The sequence below is a fragment of the Streptomyces sp. NPDC056361 genome, assembly GCF_042262805.1.
Classification (GTDB): Bacteria; Actinomycetota; Actinomycetes; order Streptomycetales; family Streptomycetaceae; genus Streptomyces.
Genome location: NZ_JBHJQI010000005.1, coordinates 79647 through 97934 on the forward strand (window position 1 = coordinate 79647; position 18288 = coordinate 97934).

At 72.2% G+C, this 18288-nt stretch carries 14 protein-coding genes; 9 read left to right on the forward strand and 5 right to left on the reverse strand.

What is annotated here, in order from left to right; all coding sequences use genetic code 11:
- The first annotated feature begins 5 nt into the window (after positions 1-5).
- Together ACFCY7_RS02960 and ACFCY7_RS02965 are read left to right on the forward strand one after the other, a co-directional pair.
- Positions 6-443, forward strand: coding sequence for a hypothetical protein (locus tag ACFCY7_RS02960; RefSeq protein WP_376480743.1), 438 nt, complete (start codon positions 6-8; stop codon positions 441-443).
- Positions 444-506: 63 nt separating this feature from the next.
- Positions 507-995: a GNAT family N-acetyltransferase gene (locus ACFCY7_RS02965; RefSeq protein WP_376480745.1), complete on the forward strand. Its 489-nt coding sequence runs from the start codon at positions 507-509 to the stop codon at positions 993-995.
- A 19-nt stretch (positions 996-1014) separates the two neighbouring features.
- Here the strand turns inward: ACFCY7_RS02965 and ACFCY7_RS02970 are convergent, their stop codons facing one another.
- Positions 1015-1446, reverse strand: a complete 432-nt coding sequence (locus ACFCY7_RS02970; RefSeq protein WP_376480747.1) for a VOC family protein — start codon at positions 1444-1446, stop codon at positions 1015-1017.
- A gap of 46 nt (positions 1447-1492) precedes the next feature.
- The gene (locus tag ACFCY7_RS02975; protein ID WP_376480749.1) at positions 1493-3751 is read right to left on the reverse strand and encodes a PIG-L family deacetylase; all 2259 of its coding nucleotides are present in this window, start codon (positions 3749-3751) and stop codon (positions 1493-1495) included.
- 337 nt (positions 3752-4088) lie between these two features.
- Here ACFCY7_RS02975 and ACFCY7_RS02980 point away from each other — a divergent pair, with 337 nt between their 5' ends.
- The gene (locus ACFCY7_RS02980; RefSeq protein ID WP_376480751.1) at positions 4089-7076 is read left to right on the forward strand and encodes a bifunctional [glutamine synthetase] adenylyltransferase/[glutamine synthetase]-adenylyl-L-tyrosine phosphorylase; all 2988 of its coding nucleotides are present in this window, start codon (positions 4089-4091) and stop codon (positions 7074-7076) included.
- A 34-nt stretch (positions 7077-7110) separates the two neighbouring features.
- Here ACFCY7_RS02980 and ACFCY7_RS02985 read toward each other — a convergent pair whose 3' ends face one another.
- The 3 genes from ACFCY7_RS02985 to ACFCY7_RS02995 form a co-directional block, all read right to left on the reverse strand.
- Positions 7111-7932 (reverse strand): DUF4344 domain-containing metallopeptidase, encoded by an 822-nt coding sequence (locus ACFCY7_RS02985; RefSeq protein WP_376480753.1) that lies wholly within the window; start codon positions 7930-7932, stop codon positions 7111-7113.
- Positions 7933-8056: 124 nt separating this feature from the next.
- A complete protein-coding gene (locus ACFCY7_RS02990; protein ID WP_376480755.1) occupies positions 8057-8962 on the reverse strand; it encodes a phosphatase PAP2 family protein in 906 nt (301 codons plus the stop codon).
- Positions 8963-9037: 75 nt separating this feature from the next.
- Positions 9038-10072: a LacI family DNA-binding transcriptional regulator gene (locus ACFCY7_RS02995; RefSeq protein ID WP_376480757.1), complete on the reverse strand. Its 1035-nt coding sequence runs from the start codon at positions 10070-10072 to the stop codon at positions 9038-9040.
- A gap of 367 nt (positions 10073-10439) precedes the next feature.
- Between ACFCY7_RS02995 and ACFCY7_RS03000 the strand changes: the two genes are divergently transcribed.
- The 6 genes from ACFCY7_RS03000 to ACFCY7_RS03025 all read left to right on the forward strand — a co-directional run bounded on the left by ACFCY7_RS03000 (position 10440) and on the right by ACFCY7_RS03025 (position 18254).
- Positions 10440-11717: an extracellular solute-binding protein gene (locus ACFCY7_RS03000; protein WP_376480759.1), complete on the forward strand. Its 1278-nt coding sequence runs from the start codon at positions 10440-10442 to the stop codon at positions 11715-11717.
- Between the two features lie 30 nt (positions 11718-11747).
- A complete protein-coding gene (locus ACFCY7_RS03005; protein ID WP_376480761.1) occupies positions 11748-12758 on the forward strand; it encodes a carbohydrate ABC transporter permease in 1011 nt (336 codons plus the stop codon).
- On the forward strand, positions 12752-13630 hold the full coding sequence (locus tag ACFCY7_RS03010; protein WP_376480801.1) for a sugar ABC transporter permease: 879 nt from the start codon (positions 12752-12754) through the stop codon (positions 13628-13630). Before ACFCY7_RS03005 ends, ACFCY7_RS03010 begins: the two co-directional genes overlap by 7 nt.
- A 50-nt stretch (positions 13631-13680) precedes the next feature.
- A complete protein-coding gene (locus tag ACFCY7_RS03015; RefSeq protein ID WP_376480763.1) occupies positions 13681-15348 on the forward strand; it encodes an alpha-amylase family glycosyl hydrolase in 1668 nt (555 codons plus the stop codon).
- On the forward strand, positions 15336-16412 hold the full coding sequence (locus ACFCY7_RS03020; RefSeq protein ID WP_376480765.1) for a LacI family DNA-binding transcriptional regulator: 1077 nt from the start codon (positions 15336-15338) through the stop codon (positions 16410-16412). The genes ACFCY7_RS03015 and ACFCY7_RS03020 overlap by 13 nt, the downstream gene beginning before the upstream one ends.
- A 123-nt stretch (positions 16413-16535) precedes the next feature.
- Positions 16536-18254 (forward strand): carbohydrate-binding module family 20 domain-containing protein, encoded by a 1719-nt coding sequence (locus ACFCY7_RS03025; protein WP_376480767.1) that lies wholly within the window; start codon positions 16536-16538, stop codon positions 18252-18254.
- Positions 18255-18288: the final 34 nt, after the last annotated feature.

The following is an 18288-nucleotide window of genomic DNA, read 5'->3' on the forward strand; positions in this document are numbered from 1 at the left end:
GCGAGATGGCCGGTTCCCGACGTCCTCCCGGCACGGAGCTCGTGCCGGCGCCGGTCAACCGGGCGGCGAACGCCGTGCCCGGCCTCGCGGTCGGGCTCGGCGCCCTCTGGTACGGCGCGGAGGCCGGAGCGGGGTGGCAGCGGGCGGCGGCGCTGGTGGTGGTCGCGGGGTGCGGGGTCCTCGCCGTGCGCGGGTACCGCGCGGGCGTCCGCTGCGAGGCGCGGCGGCTCGTGGTCCGCGGGTACGTGTGGACGCGGGTGATACCGCGGGAGGCCGTCACCGGGGTGACGGACCTCCCGGCCGTGCGGTGGACCTCGCCCGGGGGACGGCGCAGATGGACGCCGGTCACGGCGCTCGCGGCGGTCTCCGGGGAGATCGGTTCGGTGCGCTCCCGCAAGCGCGGCGCCACCGCGCGGCTGCGGCGCTGGGCGGCACGCGGGTAGCGCCGGGCGGCGGGCGCGGGAATTCCGTTGCCCGGGCGGCGGGGTACGCCCCACACTGCCGCAGTGAAGATCGAGAACGTCGCCACCGAGCGGCTCGTGCTGCGTCCCATGACCGTCGACCGGGCCGAACGCGTCGTCGGCCGGGAACCCGGCCCCGACGACCGGTGGGCGGAGGGCTACCCCGGCGCCGGGGACGTCCGCTCGGCCGACGGTTTCCTGAGGGGCTTCGCCGAGCGCGGCGACCCGGGCGTGTTCCGGACGTACGAGATACGGCTCGACGGCGTCACCGTCGGAGGCATCGGCTTCCACGGACCGCCGGACGAGATCGGGGTCGCGACCGTCGGATACGGGCTGCTGCCGCAGGTCCGCGGGAACGGCTACGCCTCCGAGGCGCTGCGGGCCCTCCTGGAGGTGGCCCGGGTGGCCGGCGCCGCCGGGGTGAAGGGGGACGCCGACCTGACCAACCCGGCCTCGCACCGGGTGATGGAGGCCGCCGGGATGCGGTGCGTGGCGGAGGACGAGAAGCTCCGCCACTTCTACCTGGCGCTCTGACGGCGCCGCGGCGCCGCCGTCAGCGCTCGGACAGCTCCGAGGGGGCCTCCTGGACGACCCAGCCGTTGCCGTCCGGGTCCTCGAAGGTCATGAACGAGTTCCAGGTGTCGCCCTTGCCGTCCTCCCAGCCCGTCGCACCGACGTGCATCACCGGGGAGACGTCGACGCCCCGCTCGACCAGCTCCGCCCGCGCGGCCTCGATGTCCGTCACGCAGAGCTGGAGGCCGTGCAGGGTGCCGGGGGTCATCTCCTTCGTGCCGGGCATCGGCGGCATGCCGCTAAGCATGGCGATCGAGCAGCGGGAGCCCGGCGGGGTCGCCTGGACGATCCGCATGCCGGGCGCGACCTCGTCGTCGAGGTCGATCTTGAAGCCGCACCTCTCGCCGTAGAACTCCTTGGCCCTGTCCATGTCGGTGACGGGTACCGGGACCACTTCCAGTGTCCAGTTCATGGGGGACACCCTCCCGCACGGGAAGGCCCCGTGCACCCGGAACGGGTCAGCGCGGAGCGGGAGTCCAGTGCAGCCGGCCGTCGAGGCCGATCGCCGCGACCCCGTCCGTCCCCGCGTCCGGAGCGCCGGCGAAGAGGAACTTCTCCAGGGTCCACGACGGCGGCGCCCCGGCCGTCCGGCCGTGCGGGGCCGTCGCCAGGAAGCCCGTCCGGGACCGGACGGCGAGGAGGCCGTCGCCGCCGCTGACCGGGCCGAAGCCCGCGACGCCGGTGCCGGGCAGTTCGGTGACGGGGGACACCGGGCCCGCGCCCGAGAAGTCGGCGCTGCGCAGGTCGCCGGAGGACGGCTTGCGGAACCAGAGCCGCACCCCGTCGCCGTCCGGCGCGGGGCTCGCGCTCAGCGCCAGCGTGGTCGGCGGCAGACCCGTCCGCACCGGACCGGCCAGGGGGCCGCCGGGGCGCTGCTGGGCCCAGGTCAGGACGGTCTTCGGGGTGCTGGCGAAGACGTAGCCGCGGCCGGTGCCGTCGGTCGCCGACACCGGGTCGCCGAACACCTCCGCGCCGCCGAGCGTCCGCCACGGCCCCCAGTCGCCGTCGGCGCGCTGCTCGCGGGCCGTGAGGCGGTGGCCGCTGTCCCGCAGGAGCACGGTCGCCAGGCCCTCGTCGTCCACGGTCACGGCGGGCGCGCTGATGTCCGAGGTGCCGCCGGCGTCGTCCCGCTCGGGCGTGCCGAGCGAGCGCCACGGGCCGAACGCGCCGCCGGGCGTGGTCTGCGCGGTGGTCACGACCTCGCGGCCGTACGCGGAGGCGTCGGCGCCGAGCGTCGTACGGGTGCCGAAGACCGCCGTGCGGCCGTCGGGCAGGGCGACGGAGGTGACGCCGCTGTCGAGGCCGCCGCCGGGCAGCAGCTCCGGCCCGTGCCACGCCTCGGTGCCGGCCGGCTTCCGCCACTCGGCGAGCCGTCCGTCGAGGACGGAGAAGGCGTGGAGCGCGCCGGTGCCGTCCCGCTGCACCCAGGAGGTGGAGGTGGAGCGGGCGTACCTGACGGTCTGCGTCCAGCCCCGCCCGCCGGGCCGCGCCGCCACCTTCAGGTCACCGCAGCCCGCGGCGGTGCCGCAGTCGTTGACCCCGTCCGTCCAGGCGTACGTCTTCAGGGTCCGCAGCTTCGCGCCCGCCGTCTCGGGGTCGAGCGTGTGCGGCAGCGAGCTGGTCGGGTAGCCCAGGTAGTTCTGCACGCCCACGTGCGGATGCCCGGGCACCTCCGCGTACCGGGCCAGGGCGGCCTGGACGAACCGCGCCCCGTAGAGGTGGTCCTGATGGTCCCGGAGCTTCACCGCCCCGGACGGCGATCCGGCCGCGGATCCCGAGCCGGCCCCTGCCCCCGAGCCGGCCGCGGACCCCGAGCCCGAAGCGGATTCCGAGTCCGAAGCGGATCCCGAGTCCGCCCCGGAATCGGCTGTCGTCCCCGACCCGGAGACCGTGGTGGCCGTTCCCGACCCGGAGACCGCGGTCGCCGTCCCCGACCCGGGCTTCGCCGCCGACCAGGTGCCGGGGGTCGGGTCCTGCATGCGGACGAAGGTCGGTCGGAAGTGTTCGAGCAGCCCGGTGAGGGTCGCGACGACCTGGTCCTTCGTGTAGGTGAAGTCGGCCGCGACGGGGGTGCCGGTCGCGCGCTGGGAGGCAAGTGCGGGGATCCGGTCGTGCCAGAGGCCGTTGAGGCTCTGCGGGCGGTCGCCGCTGATCGAGCCGGCCTCGCGCAGCTGCAGCCACACCAGCTTGACCTGGGGCTTCGCTCGCAGGGTGTCCATCTCGGCCGCGGCGCCGCCGGCGGTGGGAAGGGCGACCCGGTCCCAGACGCCGGTCCGGCTGCCGGTCGCCATCTCGGCGTACGCGGCGCGTATGCCGTTCTGCCGGGCCTCGGCGTAGCCCGCCTTGTCGGGCGCGGCTCCGGCGGCGTCGCTCGGGCGGGCGTTGACGCCGTCCGACTCGCCGGCGGTCAGGTAGACGGAGGTCAGGGGGCTGCCGGAGCGCAGCGACTGCGAGACGTCCGGGTTCATGAAGAACAGGTCGTCGTCCGGGTGCGCCACGATCTGCATCACGGAGGTGGCGGCGTGCGGGGTCCTTGCGGCCTTGGCCGGGGCCTTCGCCGGTGCCTTGGCCTCGTGGGCCGGCGGCGGCACGGGGGGTGCCGCCGGCTTAGCCGCCGTCACCGAGAGGAGCCCGGCGAACGTGCCGCCGACCAGGAGGGTCGCGACGGTCGCAGAAACGATTCTGCGACGGGAGGGACGGCGGAGGCGGACAGACATGTTCGGCGGCGCTTTCACTGACGGGCGGGGCGGGGCAGGGTGGAGCAGGGCGGAGCGAGGTGCTGCGGCGCGGGTGCGGCGTGACAGGTGCCGGGCCGCTCCCTGCGGTGCGGGGGCGTCCCGTGCACCGCAAGACGGATTTTCTAGATTTACGGTTTATTCGCCCCGAAAGGGATCTTTGTGCCGGATCTCACGTGCAAGGGGGCGTGTGATGCGCCACGTACGCGCCGGATCGAGCAGCCGTCCGGCACGACGTGACCGCCGGGCGGGGGCGCCCGCGGCCCCCGCGCCGGATAGGCTCGGCCCTTGGGGCTACCTGCTCGGAGGGAGCGGCGGAATGACGGTGCCGGGACGCAGGAGCAGTACGTTCTCACGTCTGCTGCGGCACGGGTTCACCGACCCCTCGGGGGCCGAACGACTCCTCGACGTGCCCGAGCTGTCCGAGCTGCGGGACGACTCCGTCCTCCTGGACGCCCTCGGCGCCACCGCCGATCCGGACCTCGCCCTGCGCGGCCTGGTCCGCCTGGCCGAGGCGCAGCCCGAGACCGAGCGGCAGACGTTCACGGCCACGCTGCTCTCCGCCAAGCCGTTCCGGGACCGGCTCCTCGGCGTCCTCGGCGCCTCCGAGGCCCTCGCCGACCACCTGGCCCGGCACCCCCGCGACTGGGAGTCCCTCGTCACCTACGAGGCCGCCGACCTGCACCCGGGCGTCGCCGAGTTCGAGCAGGGCCTCGCCGAGGCCACCGACGCGGTCTCGCTGCGGGTCGCCTACCGCCGCTGCCTGCTCGCCATCGCCGCCCGCGACGTGTGCGGCACCACCGACGTCGCCCAGGCCGCCGCCGAGCTCGCCGACCTGGCGACGGCCACCCTGCGCGCCGCGCTCGCCATCGCCCGTACCGCCGCCCCCGTCGACGCCGCCATGTGCCGGCTCGCCGTCATCGCGATGGGCAAGTGCGGCGGGCACGAGCTCAACTACGTCTCCGACGTGGACGTGATCTTCGTCGGGGAGCCGGCCGAGGGCGCGGACGAGGGGAAGGCGATCCAGGCGGCGACCCGGCTCGCCTCGCACCTCATGCGGATCTGCTCGGAGACCACGGTCGAGGGCACCATCTGGCCGGTCGACGCCAACCTCCGCCCCGAGGGCCGCAACGGCCCCCTCGTCCGCACCCTCTCCTCCCACCTCGCCTACTACCAGCGCTGGGCGAAGACCTGGGAGTTCCAGGCCCTCCTCAAGGCCCGCGCGGTGGCCGGCGACCCGGAGCTCGGCTCGCAGTACATCGACGCCGTCTCGCCGCTCGTCTGGCAGGCCGCCGAGCGCGAGAACTTCGTGCCCGACGTGCAGAAGATGCGCCGCCGGGTCGTCGACAACATCCCCGCCGCCCAGGTCGAGCGCGAGCTCAAGCTCGGTCCCGGCGGCCTGCGGGACGTCGAGTTCGCCGTCCAGCTCCTCCAGCTGGTGCACGGCCGCAGCGACGCCGGACTGCACAGCGGCACCACCCTCGACGCGCTGGCCGCGCTCGCCGCGGGCGGCTACGTCGGCCGCGCCGACGCCGCCCAGCTCGACGAGGCGTACCGCTTCCTGCGGGCGATGGAGCACCGCATCCAGCTGTACCGGCTGCGCCGCACCCACCTCGTCCCCGAGGACGAGGCAGACCTGCGCCGCCTCGGCCGCTCGCTCGGCCTGCGCACCGACCCCGTCGCCGAGCTCAACAAGGAGTGGAAGCGGCACGCGGCCGTGGTCCGCCGGCTGCACGAGAAGCTCTTCTACCGCCCGCTGCTCGACGCGGTCGCCCAGCTCGCCCCCGGCGAGATCCGGCTCAGCCCCAAGGCGGCCGGACAGCGCCTCGAAGCGCTCGGCTACGACGACCCCGCCGCCGCCCTGCGCCACCTGGAGGCGCTGGCCTCCGGGGTGAGCCGCAAGGCCGCGATCCAGCGGACGCTGCTCCCGGTGCTGCTCGGCTGGTTCGCCGACTCGGCCGACCCGGACGCCGGCCTGCTCGGCTTCCGCAAGGTCTCGGACGCCCTCGGCAAGACCCCCTGGTACCTGCGGCTCCTCCGCGACGAGGGCGCCGCGGCCGAGAACCTCGCCCGGGTGCTCTCCGCCGGCCGCCTCGCCCCCGACCTGCTGCTCCGCGCCCCCGAGGCGGTCGCGCTCCTCGGCGACCCGGAGGGGCTCAAGCCGCGCGGCCGTGACCACCTGGAGCAGGAGGTCCTGGCGGCGGTGGGCCGCGCGGAGGACGCCGAACAGGCCGTCGCCGCGGCCCGCGGGGTGCGCCGCAGGGAGCTCTTCCGCACCGCGGCGGCCGACCTCATCGGCTCGTACGGCACCGAGGACAACCCCCGCGAACCCGACCCGGGCGCGCTGGTCGACCGGGTCGGCGAGGCCGTTACCGACCTCAACGCGGCCACCATCGCCGGCGCCCTGCGCGCCGCCGTCCGCGCCGAGTGGGGCGACATGCTGCCGACCCGGTTCGCGGTCATCGGCATGGGCCGCTTCGGCGGCCACGAGCTGGGATACGGCTCCGACGCCGACGTCCTGTTCGTCCACGAGCCGCGCGAGGGCGTCGACGAGCAGGAGGCGGCCCGCGCCGCGAACCGGGTGGTCGCCGAGATGCGCCGGCTCCTCCAGCTCCCCACCGCCGACCCGCCGCTGCTGATCGACGCGGACCTGCGGCCGGAGGGCAAGAGCGGTCCCATGGTCCGCACCCTCAAGTCGTACGAGGCCTACTACCGCCGCTGGTCCCTGGTCTGGGAGAGCCAGGCCCTGCTGCGCGCCGCGCCCATGGCGGGCGACCAGGACCTGGCCGACCGGTTCGTCGAGCTCGTCGACCCGCTGCGCTATCCCGCCGAGGGCCTCGGCGAGGACGCGGTCCGCGAGATCCGCCGCCTCAAGGCCCGCATGGAGTCCGAGCGGCTGCCGCGCGGCGCCGACCCGACGCTCCACGCCAAACTCGGGCGCGGCGGCCTGAGCGACGTCGAGTGGACGGTCCAGCTCCTCCAGATGCGGCACGGCTGGGCGGAGCCCGGGCTGCGGACGACCCGCACCCGCGAGGCCCTCCGGGCGGCGCACGCGGCCGGCCTGATCCCGACGGAGGAGGCGCAGACCCTGGACGAGGCCTGGGTGCTCGCGACCCGCGTCCGCAACGCGGTGATGCTGGTGCGCGGCCGGGCCGGCGACACCTTCCCCTCCGACCCGCGCGAACTCGCCGCGGTGGGCCGGTACCTGGGATACGGCCCCGGCCACGTCGGCGAGATGGTCGACGACTACCGCCGCATCACCCGCCGCGCCCGGGCCGTCGTGGAGGAGCTGTTCTACGGAGCGTAGGGGTGCGGGCGCCGCGCGTCGGCCCTTCGGATCGTCAGCCCTTCAGATAGGGCTGGAGCAGGGTGCTCCACGCCCGGTCGATCTGCTCGAACTCGGCGGGGCACTGCGCGGCCCGGCTCTCCGGCAGGGGCCCGTCGGGGTTGGCGTCGGTCCGTACGGCGCCCTGGAAGCCGGCCGGGTCGGAGCCGTACAGCCAGCAGATGGCGTTGTAGTACCGCTGGGCGTCGAGCGAGTGCTCGTCCGGGAGCCGGTCGCCGATGTCGCCCTCCGCGGCGGCGAGGGCTCCCCAGGCCTCGATGGCGCTCACCGCGTACTCCTGGTGCACGGAGTCGCCCGCGAGGAGGAGGGTGGCGAGCTGGTCGGCCGCGTCCTCCTCCCGGCCGGTGGTCGGCAGGTCGTAGACGTCGATGAGGGCGTGCGCGAGCTCGTGGAAGACGACGCTGTTGGAGATGCCGATGAGGTCGTCCTCGGTGGCCCGGTTCCGCTGGGCCTCGGTGCCGGCCGTGTTCAGCTCGTCGAAGACGCCCCGGTAGTACCCCACCAGCTCGTAGCAGAAGCCGATGCCCTGGCTCTCCGGATCCCAGAAGGCGTTGATCTCGCCGCAGCTCAGGGCCGTCACCGGCACGTCCCGGGGGAGTCCGATGAGGGCGTTGGCATGGGCGGCGGCGCCTTCGAGGACCTCGTTCCGCTCCAGGAACCGCTGCTCCGCCAGGTCCTGGGGGGTCTCGGCGGCCGCGTACCCCGCGACGAGGACTCCCGGCCCGGGGACGGCCGGCGCGGCGGTGGCGGTGGAGGCGCCGAGCGTCACGAGGGCCGCGGAGGCGAGAGCGGCGGCCCATGTCCGGTGGGATCGCATCCTGTGCCTCCCGCTCGGGGTGAGGAGCGCGTGCGGGGCCGCCGGAGCCGTGGGGGCCCGAGGTCTACAGCCTCAGGATAGGCCCGCCCACCGGCGGCCTCATGTGGGGAGCCGACCGCGGCCGTTACTTGGAGGAGCCGACCGGCCGTTCCGCGTCGGTCGCCCGGTCGGTCTCTGCCGCCGGGCGCGGGCCGCCGCGGGCGACGGCGCCGGCGGGCTCGACGAGGCGGGGCAGCCGGTGCGGTCGGGAGCCGTACCAGCAGTAGGAGACGCCGAAGCCGAAGGCCAGGCAGATCATGCCGCCGACCGCGTCCAGCCAGAAGTGGTTGGCGGTGGAGACGATCACGACGAGGGTGGCCGCCGGGTAGAGCAGACCGAGGATCTTCGCCCAGGGCGCCTTGGCCAGCAGGAAGATCGTCACTCCGCACCAGAGCGACCAGCCGATGTGCATCGACGGCATCGCCGCGTACTGGTTCGACACGTGCTTGAGGTTGCCCGAGGCCATCGAGCCCCAGGTGTGGTGGACGAGCACCGTGTCGATGAAGTCCTGGCCGTTCATGAGCCGCGGCGGCGCGAGCGGATACAGGTAGTAGCCGACCAGGGCCACACCGGTGGTGGCGAACAGGACGGTGCGGAACGCGGAGTAGCGGCCCGGGTGCCAGCGGTACAGCCACACCAGCACACCGATGGTCACGACGAAGTGCAGCGTGGCGTAGTAGTAGTTCATCGACACGATGAGCCACGTCACCGAGTTCACGGCGTGGTTCACGGCGTGCTCGAAGGCGAGCCCGAGGGACTCCTCCGCCTGCCAGATCCAGTCGGCGTTCTTGAGCGCCTGGGCCTTCTGCTCCGGCACCGCGTTGCGGATGAGGGAGTACGTCCAGTAGCTCACCGCGATGAGCAGGATCTCGAACCAGATCGTGGGGCGCCGGGGCGCGCGCGCACGCAGGCGTGCGAGCCTGCCGTCGGCCACTGTGGGTGACGACGGGGTCGTCCGGTCGTCCAAACTCTTCACGGTCGTTTCACCCATAGGGAGAGAGTCTGCCAGATCCCCACCCCCCGACCGATCATCCCCCGGTCGGGTTCCGGGCGCACCCCCTCCGTCTCAGGAAGGAGTGCGCGCGGGGGACGGAGCGGAGGCCGTTGAACCGCGAACCACCAGCTCAGGCATGAAGACGAACTCGGAATGCGGTGCCGGAGTGCCGCCGACCTCTTCGAGCAGCGCGCGGACCGCGGCCTGCCCCATCGCCTGCACGGGCTGGCGGATGGTGGTCAGCGGCGGGTCGGTGAACGCTATGAGCGGAGAGTCGTCGAAGCCGACGACGGAGACGTCCCGCGGCACGTCGAGCCCCTGCTGCCGGGCGGCCCGGATCGCGCCGAGCGCCATCATGTCGCTCGCGCACACGATCGCCGTGCAGCCGCGGGAGATCAGTGCCGCGGCGGCCGCCTGGCCGCCCTCCAGGGTGTAGAGCGAGTGCTGGATCAGCGCCTCGGACTCGTCGGGGCCGAGGCCGAGCCGCTCCTCCATGCCCTTCTGGAAGCCCTCTATCTTGCGCAGCACCGGCACGAACCGCTTCGGTCCGACGGCGAGCCCGATCCGGGTGTGCCCGAGGGCGGCCAGGTGCGTCACGGCCAGCACCATCGCGGCCCGGTCGTCGGGCGACACGAAGGGCGCCTGGACCTTGGGGGAGAAGCCGTTGAGGAGGACGTACGGGACGCCCTTGCCGCGCAGCTGGTCGTAGCGCGTCATGTCGGCGGTGGTGTCGGCGTGCAGTCCGGAGACGAAGATGATGCCGGCGACGCCGCGCTCCACCAGCATGTCGGTGAGCTCGTCCTCGGTGGACCCGCCGGGGGTCTGGGTGGCGAGGACCGGCGTGTATCCCTGCCGGGTCAGGGCCTGCCCGATGACCTGCGCGAGCGCGGGGAAGATCGGGTTGTCCAGCTCGGGGGTGATGAGGCCGACGAGGCCCGCGCTGCGCTGGCGGAGGCGTACGGGACGCTCGTAGCCGAGCACGTCGAGAGCGGCGAGGACGGACTCGCGGGTGGCCGCCGCCACGCCGGCCTTGCCGTTGAGCACGCGGCTGACTGTGGCTTCACTGACCCCCGCCTGGGCTGCGATGTCGGAGAGCCGCGCGGTCATGAGAAGGGACTGTACCGGTCACAGCGCGTATTTCCCACCGGTTCGCCGGCGCCGGGAGGGGACCGCAAGGTTCGAGCCGTTGCGCAAGGTCTTGCAGTGCTTGCGGGGCTCTTTCGTGGTGGTGACGGGGGCCTGCGGGGCTTTTCCGTGTGCGAGATGCCCGAAACAGACCCTGTCAAGCGGCTCGTAGGCAACCTTAGGGACACGTGGATGTAACGATCGCCGGTCCTTGCAGAAATTCCCCGCAAGGTCTTTCGGCTCGTTTTCATCCCTGTTACGTTCCTGGCAACCCGGAGCGCCGCGAGGGAGCGGTCGCATGAGGAAGGTTCCAGCCCCTCGTCTCCCCGGGATCATCGAAGGAGTTCACATGCGGCGTGGCATAGCGGCCACCGCGCTGGTCGCGGCCCTGGGCGTGACCCTGGCGGCGTGCGGTAGTGACGGCGGTTCGAACGACGGGGGCGCGAAGGGCTCGGGCGAGCTCTCCGGCACCGTGACCTGGTGGGACACGTCCACGGTCGGCTCCGAGGACAAGGTCTTCAAGAAGGTCGCCGAGGACTTCAAGAAGAAGCACCCCAAGGTCACCGTCAAGTACGTCAACGTGCCCTTCGGTGACGCGCAGAACAAGTTCAAGAACGCCGCGCAGTCCGGCTCCGGTGCCCCCGACGTCATCCGCTCCGAGGTCGCCTGGACCCCCGAGTTCGCCGACCTCGGCTACCTGGCCCCCCTCGACGGCACCCCCGCCCTCAAGGACGCGGACGACTTCCTCAAGCAGGCGTCGGCCTCCACCCAGTACAAGGGCAAGACCTACGCCGTCCCGCAGGTCATCGACTCCATGGGCATCTTCTACAACAAGAAGATCTTCAAGGACGCCGGCGTCGAGGTCCCCAAGACCATCGACGAGCTCAAGACCGTCTCCGCCAAGATCAAGCAGAAGACCGGCAAGACCGGCCTCTACCTGCGCGGCGACGACGCCTACTGGTTCCTCTCCTTCCTGTACGGCGAGGGCGGCGACCTCGTCGACGCCGACAAGAAGACCGTCACCGTCGACAGCCCCGCCGGCGTGAAGGCCTTCAAGACCGTCAAGGACCTGGTGGACTCCGGCGCGGCCAAGACGGACGCGACCGACGGCTGGAACAACATGCAGACGGCCTTCAAGGACGGCAAGGTCGCCATGATGATCAACGGCCCGTGGGCCGTCGCCGACACCTACGCCGGCAAGGAGTTCACGGACAAGGCCAACCTGGGCATCGCCCCGGTCCCGGCCGGTTCCGCCGGCCAGGGCGCCCCGCAGGGCGGCCACAACCTCGCCGTCTACGCGGGCTCGAAGAACCTCGACGCGTCCTACGCCTTCGCCGAGTACATGACCTCGGCCGAGACCCAGGCGACGATCGCGAAGGAGCTCAGCCTCCTCCCGACCCGCCAGTCCGTCTACATCAAGTCGGACGTCGCGACCAACGAGATGATCACCTTCTTCAAGCCGGTCGTCGACAAGGCCGTCGAGCGCCCCTGGATCCCGGAGACCGGCAGCCTCTTCGCGCCGCTCGTCACCGAGTACACCAAGGTCCTGACCGGCCAGACCACCCCCGAGGCGGGTGCCAAGGCGACCGGTGACGGCTACCGCAAGCTCCTGAAGGACTGGAAGTAGCAGGAAAGAGGAAGGAAGGCAGGCCGGCTGATGGCTGTGGACACCCCCAGCCAGTCGGTGGTGAAGGCCGCGGGCGACAGCGCCCGCGGCCGGAGCCGCGGAACTGGTAAGCCCCGGGGCGCGGCGAAGCGCTCCCTCGCCACCCACTGGTACGCCTGGGCGATGGTCGCCCCGGTGACCGTCGTGATCGCCGTGATCATCGGCTATCCGCTGGTCCGCGGCATCTTCCTGTCGCTGACCGACGCCAACGAGCGCAACGTCGAGCGTTCCATCGGCGTCAACCACATCCCGGCCAGCTACGAGTTCGTCGGCCTGGACAACTACGCGGACGCGCTGACGGGCGGCCAGTTCCTCTCCACCCTGGGCTGGACGCTGGTGTGGACGGTGTCCTGCGTCTCGGTGACCTTCGCCCTCGGCCTGGCCCTCGCCAACATCCTCAACCGCAAGATCGCCGGCCGCGGCGCCTACCGGCTGATGCTGATCCTGCCGTGGGCCGTGCCCGGCTTCGTCTCCGTCTTCGCCTGGCGCTTCCTCTACAACCAGGACAACGGCCTCCTCAACAAGATCCTCGCGGGCGGCGGCATCGACGCCGTGCCGTGGCTGAACGACCCCACCTGGGCCAAGTTGTCGGTCATCCTCGTCAACGTCTGGCTCGGCGTGCCGTTCATGATGGTCGCCCTCCTCGGCGGGCTCCAGTCCATCCCCGGCGAGCTGTACGAGGCCGCCGAGATGGACGGCGCCAACGCCTGGCAGCGGTTCCGGCACATCACCATGCCCGGGCTCAGCTCGGTGTCGACGACGGTGATCCTGCTCTCGACCATCTGGACCTTCAACATGTTCCCGGTGATCTTCCTGCTCACCAGGGGCGGGCCCGGCGAGGCCACCCAGATCCTCGTCACCCAGGCCTACAAGTTCTCCTTCGAGGTCAGTCCGCGCGACTTCGCCCAGTCGTCCACGTGGGGCGTGCTCATCCTGGTCCTCCTGATGCTCTTCGCCGCGGTCTACCGGCGAGTCCTCCGCAAGCAGGGAGAAGTCTGGTGACCACCACGACCCCCGCCCGTCACGCCGCGCCCGCCAACACCCCGATCCGCGGCCGCCGTTCGCCGCTGGCCTCGGTCGCGCTGCACGCCACGCTGATCGCGGCGTCCGTGATCGCCGTCTTCCCGGTCCTCTGGGTGCTGCTGACCTCGCTGAAGCCCGCGAAGTACGCGATCACCACGGACTTCTTCAAGGAGACGACGCTCGAGAACTACACGAACCTGCTGCGGGACACCCCGTTCCTCACCTGGTTCGGCAACTCGCTGCTCGTCGCCGGCCTCACCACCGTCATCGGCGTCTTCGTCTCCGCCACCACGGGCTACGCCGTCAGCCGCTTCCGCTTCCCCGGCAAGCGCGGACTGATGTGGACGCTGCTCATCACCCAGATGTTCCCGGTCGCCGTCCTCATCGTGCCGATCTACAACATCATGGCGTCGATGGGGCTGCTCAACCAGCCGGTCGGCCTGGTCGTCACGTACCTGACGATCGCCGTCCCGTTCTGCGCGTGGATGATGAAGGGCTTCTTCGACACCATCCCGCGCGAGATCGACGAGTCGGGATACGTCGACGGCCTCACCCCGTTCGGCACCTTCTGGCGGCTGATCCTGCCGCTCGCCAAGCCGGGCATCGCCGTCACCGCCTTCTACTCCTTCATCACCGCCTGGGGCGAGGTGGCCTACGCCTCCGCCTTCATGGTCGGCGACGAGAACCTGACGCTCGCCGGCGGACTGCAGAAGTTCGTCAACCAGTACGGGGCGCAGTGGGGCCCGATGGCCGCGGCCTCCGTGCTGATCGCCGTCCCCGCCGCCCTGGTGTTCCTCTTCGCCCAGCGGCACCTGGTCACCGGCATGTCGGCCGGTGCCGTCAAGGGCTGACGGCCCTGAGCACCCCGCCCGAACGCACCTCCTTACCTCCCAGGGAAGACATGACCCAGCATCTCGCCACCCCGGCCGACGCCCCCACCACCGGCACGCACACGGGCTGGTGGAGAGACGCCGTGATCTACCAGGTCTACCCGCGCAGCTTCGCCGACGGCAACGGTGACGGCATGGGTGACCTGGAGGGCGTCCGCAGCCGGCTGCCGTACCTCAAGGAACTGGGCGTCGACGCCGTCTGGCTCTCCCCGTTCTACGCCTCGCCGCAGGCCGACGCCGGCTACGACGTCGCCGACTACCGGGCCATCGACCCGATGTTCGGCTCGCTCCTCGACGCCGACGCGGTGATCCGCGAGGCCCACGAACTGGGCCTGCGGATCATCGTCGACCTGGTGCCCAACCACTCCTCCGACCAGCACGAGTGGTTCCAGCGGGCGCTGCGCGAGGGCCCCGGTTCTCCGCTGCGCGAGCGCTACCACTTCCGTGCCGGCCAGGGCGAGAACGGCGAACTCCCGCCGAACGACTGGGAGTCCATCTTCGGCGGCCCGGCCTGGACCCGCACGGAGAACGCGGACGGCACCCCCGGCGAGTGGTACCTCCACCTCTTCGCCCCGGAGCAGCCCGACTTCAACTGGGAGCACCCGGCCGTCCGCGACGAGTTCCGCTCCATCCTGCGCTTCTGGCTCGACATGGGCGTCGACGGCTTCCGAGTCGACGTCGCCCACGGCCTGGTCAAGGCCCCGGGTCTGCCCGACATCGGCGCCCACGACCAGCTCAAGCTGCTCGGCAACGACGTCATGCCCTTCTTCGACCAGGACGGCGTCCACGAGATCTACCGCACCTGGCGCAAGGTCCTCGCCGAGTACGACGGGGAGCGCGTCCTCGTCGCCGAGGCGTGGACCCCGACCGTCGACCGCACCGCGAACTACGTGCGCCCCGACGAGATGCACCAGGCCTTCAACTTCCAGTACCTGGGCACCCACTGGGACGCGGCGGAGCTCCGCGCGGTCATCGACGCCTCGCTCGACGCGATGCGCCCGGTCGGCGCCCCCACCACCTGGGTGCTGTCCAACCACGACGTCACCCGGCACGCCACCCGCTTCGCCAACCCGGCGGGCCTCGGCACCCAGCTCCGCGAGGCCGGCGACCGCGAACTCGGCCTGCGCCGCGCCCGCGCCGCGACCCTGCTGATGCTGGCGCTGCCCGGCTCGGCGTACGTCTACCAGGGCGAGGAGCTCGGCCTGCCCGACGTCACCGACCTGCCCGACGAGGTCCGCCAGGACCCGTCCTTCTGGCGCGCCAGCGGCCAGGACGGCTTCCGCGACGGCTGCCGGGTGCCGATCCCGTGGACCGCCGAGGGCTCCTCGTACGGCTTCGGCGCCGGCGGCTCCTGGCTGCCGCAGCCCGCCACCTGGGGCGGGCTGAGCGTCGAGGCGCAGACCGGCGACCCCGGCTCCACCCTGGAGCTGTACCGCAGCGCGCTCGCCGTGCGCCGCGAGCGCCCCGAACTCGGTGCGGGCGAGGACGTCGAGTGGCTGGAGGCACCCGAGGGTGTGCTCTCCTTCCGCCGCGACGGCTTCGTCTGCACCGCCAACACCACCGGCCGGGCCATCTCCGTCCCGCTGCCCGGCCGGTACCTCCTCTCCAACGAGGACGTCCGGATCGTCGACGACGAGGCGGAAGTGCCCGCCGACACCACCGTCTGGTGGGCGGTGTGACGATCCCCCTGCCGCGGGGTGCCGGGAACGGCGCCCCGCGGCTCGCGGACATCGCGGCCCAGTCCGGCGTCAGCGAGGCCACCGTCAGCCGCGTCCTCAACGGCAAGGCGGGGGTGGCCGGCGCGACCCGGCACAAGGTGCTCGCGGCGCTCGACGTGCTCGGCTACGAGCGTCCCGTACGGCTCAAACGCCGCAGCGCGGGCCTCGTCGGGCTCGTGGTGCCCGAGCTGACCAACCCGATCTTCCCGGCCTTCGCGCAGGTCGTCGAACAGGTCCTCGCCGGGCACGGCTACACGCCGGTGCTCTGCACCCAGATGCCCGGCGGCGCCACCGAGGACGAGCTCGTCGAGCAGCTCGTGGAGCGCGGGGTGGCCGGCATCGTCTTCCTCTCCGGGCTGCACGCGGACGCCACCGCCGACCCGGCCCGCTACGCGCGGCTGAGCGCCCGGGGCGTGCCGTACGTCCTCATCAACGGCTACAACGAGCACATCGACGCCAACTTCGTCTCGCCCGACGACCGGGCCGCGGCCCGGATGGCCGTCCGGCACCTGGTCGAGCTGGGGCACGAGAGGATCGGGCTCGCCATCGGCCCCACCCGCTACGTGCCCTCGCGCCGCAAGGCCGAGGGCTTCGCCGCCGAGCTGTACGAGCTCCTCGGCGTCGAGCGGGCGGACGCCGAACGGTTCATCAGGCCCACGCTCTTCGGCGTCGAGGGCGGCCACGCGGCCGCCGAGATCCTGCTGCGCGAGGGGTGCACGGGCATCGTCTGCGCCTCCGACCTGATGGCGCTCGGCGTGATCCGCGCGGTCCGCGCCCGGGGGCTCGAAGTGCCCGACGACGTCTCCGTCGTGGGCTTCGACGACTCCCCGCTGATCGCCTTCACCAGCCCGCCGCTGTCCACCGTGCGCCAGCCGGTGCAGGCGATGGCGACGGCCGCCGTCGGCGCGCTCCTGGAGGAGATCGAGGGAAATCCGGTGCAGCGCACGGAGTTCGTGTTCCAGCCGGAGCTGGTGGTGCGCGGCTCCACGGCGCAGCCTCCCAGGGGTCTGCAAGGCCTTTCGTAACAACTTGCGCAGTGGTGTCCGGAGGGTTGACCGGGCGCCGGGGCACTCGTACGGTCACGGCTGAAAACAGTTGCTGAAGTTTTCGGCAACTTCTTGCGACACTGATGTCGTACAGGAGGAAGCATGGCCAGAAGAACCGTGGCCGCTGCACTCGCCCTCGTGGCGGGAGCTGCCGCTGTGGCCGTCACGGGAAACGCCCCGGCGCAGGCCACCCCGCCCGGCGAGAAGGACGTCACCGCGGTGATGTTCGAATGGAACTTCGCCTCGGTGGCCCGTGAGTGCACCGACCGCCTCGGCCCCGCCGGATACGGATACGTCCAGGTCTCCCCGCCCCAGGAACACCTCCAGGGCGGCCAGTGGTGGACCTCGTACCAGCCGGTCAGCTACAAGATCGCCGGACGCCTCGGCGACCGCACCGCCTTCAAGAGCATGATCGACACCTGCCACGCGGCCGGTGTGAAGGTCGTCGCCGACTCCGTCGTCAACCACATGGCGAACGGCTCCGGTACGGGAACGGGCGGGACCCCGTTCTCCAAGTACGACTACCCGGGCCTCTACTCCGGCTCCGACATGGACGACTGCCGCTCCTCGATCACCAACTACCAGGACCGCGCCAACGTCCAGAACTGCGAACTGGTCCAGCTCCCCGACCTCGACACGGGCGAGGACTACGTCCGCGGCAAGATAGCCGGCTACCTCAACGACCTCCTCTCGCTCGGCGTCGACGGACTCCGCATCGACGCCGCCAAGCACATGCCGGCCGCCGACCTCGCCAACATCAAGTCCCGGCTGACGAACCCGAACGCCTACTGGAAGCAGGAGGCCATCCACGGCGCCGGCGAGGCCGTCTCCCCGAGCGAGTACCTCGGCACCGGCGACGTCCAGGAGTTCCGCTACGCCCGCGACCTCAAGCGCGTCCTGCAGAACGAGAAGCTCTCCTACCTCAAGAACTTCGGCGAGGCCTGGGGCTACATGCCCTCCGCCCAGTCCGGCGTCTTCGTCGACAACCACGACACCGAGCGCGGCGGCGACACCCTGTCCTACAAGGACGGCGCCGACTACACCCTCGCCTCCGTCTTCATGCTCGCCTGGCCCTACGGCTCCCCGGACGTCCACTCCGGCTACGAGTGGACCGACAAGGACGCCGGCCCGCCCAACGGCGGCCAGGTGAACGCCTGTTACACCGACGGCTGGAAGTGCCAGCACGCCTGGCGCGAGATCTCCTCCATGGTCGCCTTCCGCAACACCGCGCGCGGCCAGGCCGTCACCGGCTGGTGGGACAACGGCGGCAACGCCATCGCGTTCGGCCGCGGCTCCAAGGCCTACGTGGCGATCAACCACGAGTCCTCGGCGCTCACCCGCACCTTCCAGACCTCCCTGCCCGCCGGCGCCTACTGCGACGTGCAGAGCAACACGGCCGTGACGGTCAACGCCTCCGGCCAGTTCACGGCCACCCTCGCCGCCGACACCGCGGTCGCCCTGCACGTGAACGCCACCAACTGCGGCGGGACCACCCCCACCACGCCGCCGACGACCCCGCCGCCCGCCACCGCGGGCGCGTCGTTCAACGTCAACGCCACCACGGTCGTCGGCCAGAACATCTACGTCACCGGCAACCGCGCCGAGCTCGGCAACTGGGCCCCGGCCTCCGCCCTCAAGCTCGACCCGGCCGCCTACCCCGTGTGGAAGCTGACGGTCTCCCTGCCCGCCGGAACGTCCTTCGAGTACAAGTACGTCCGCAAGGACGCGGCCGGCAACGTCACCTGGGAGTCCGGCGCCAACCGCACCGCGACCGTCCCCGCCTCGGGCCAGGTCGTCCTGAACGACACCTTCCGCAGCTGAGCCTCCCCGCACGCACCAGGGCCGCCCCGCCGGG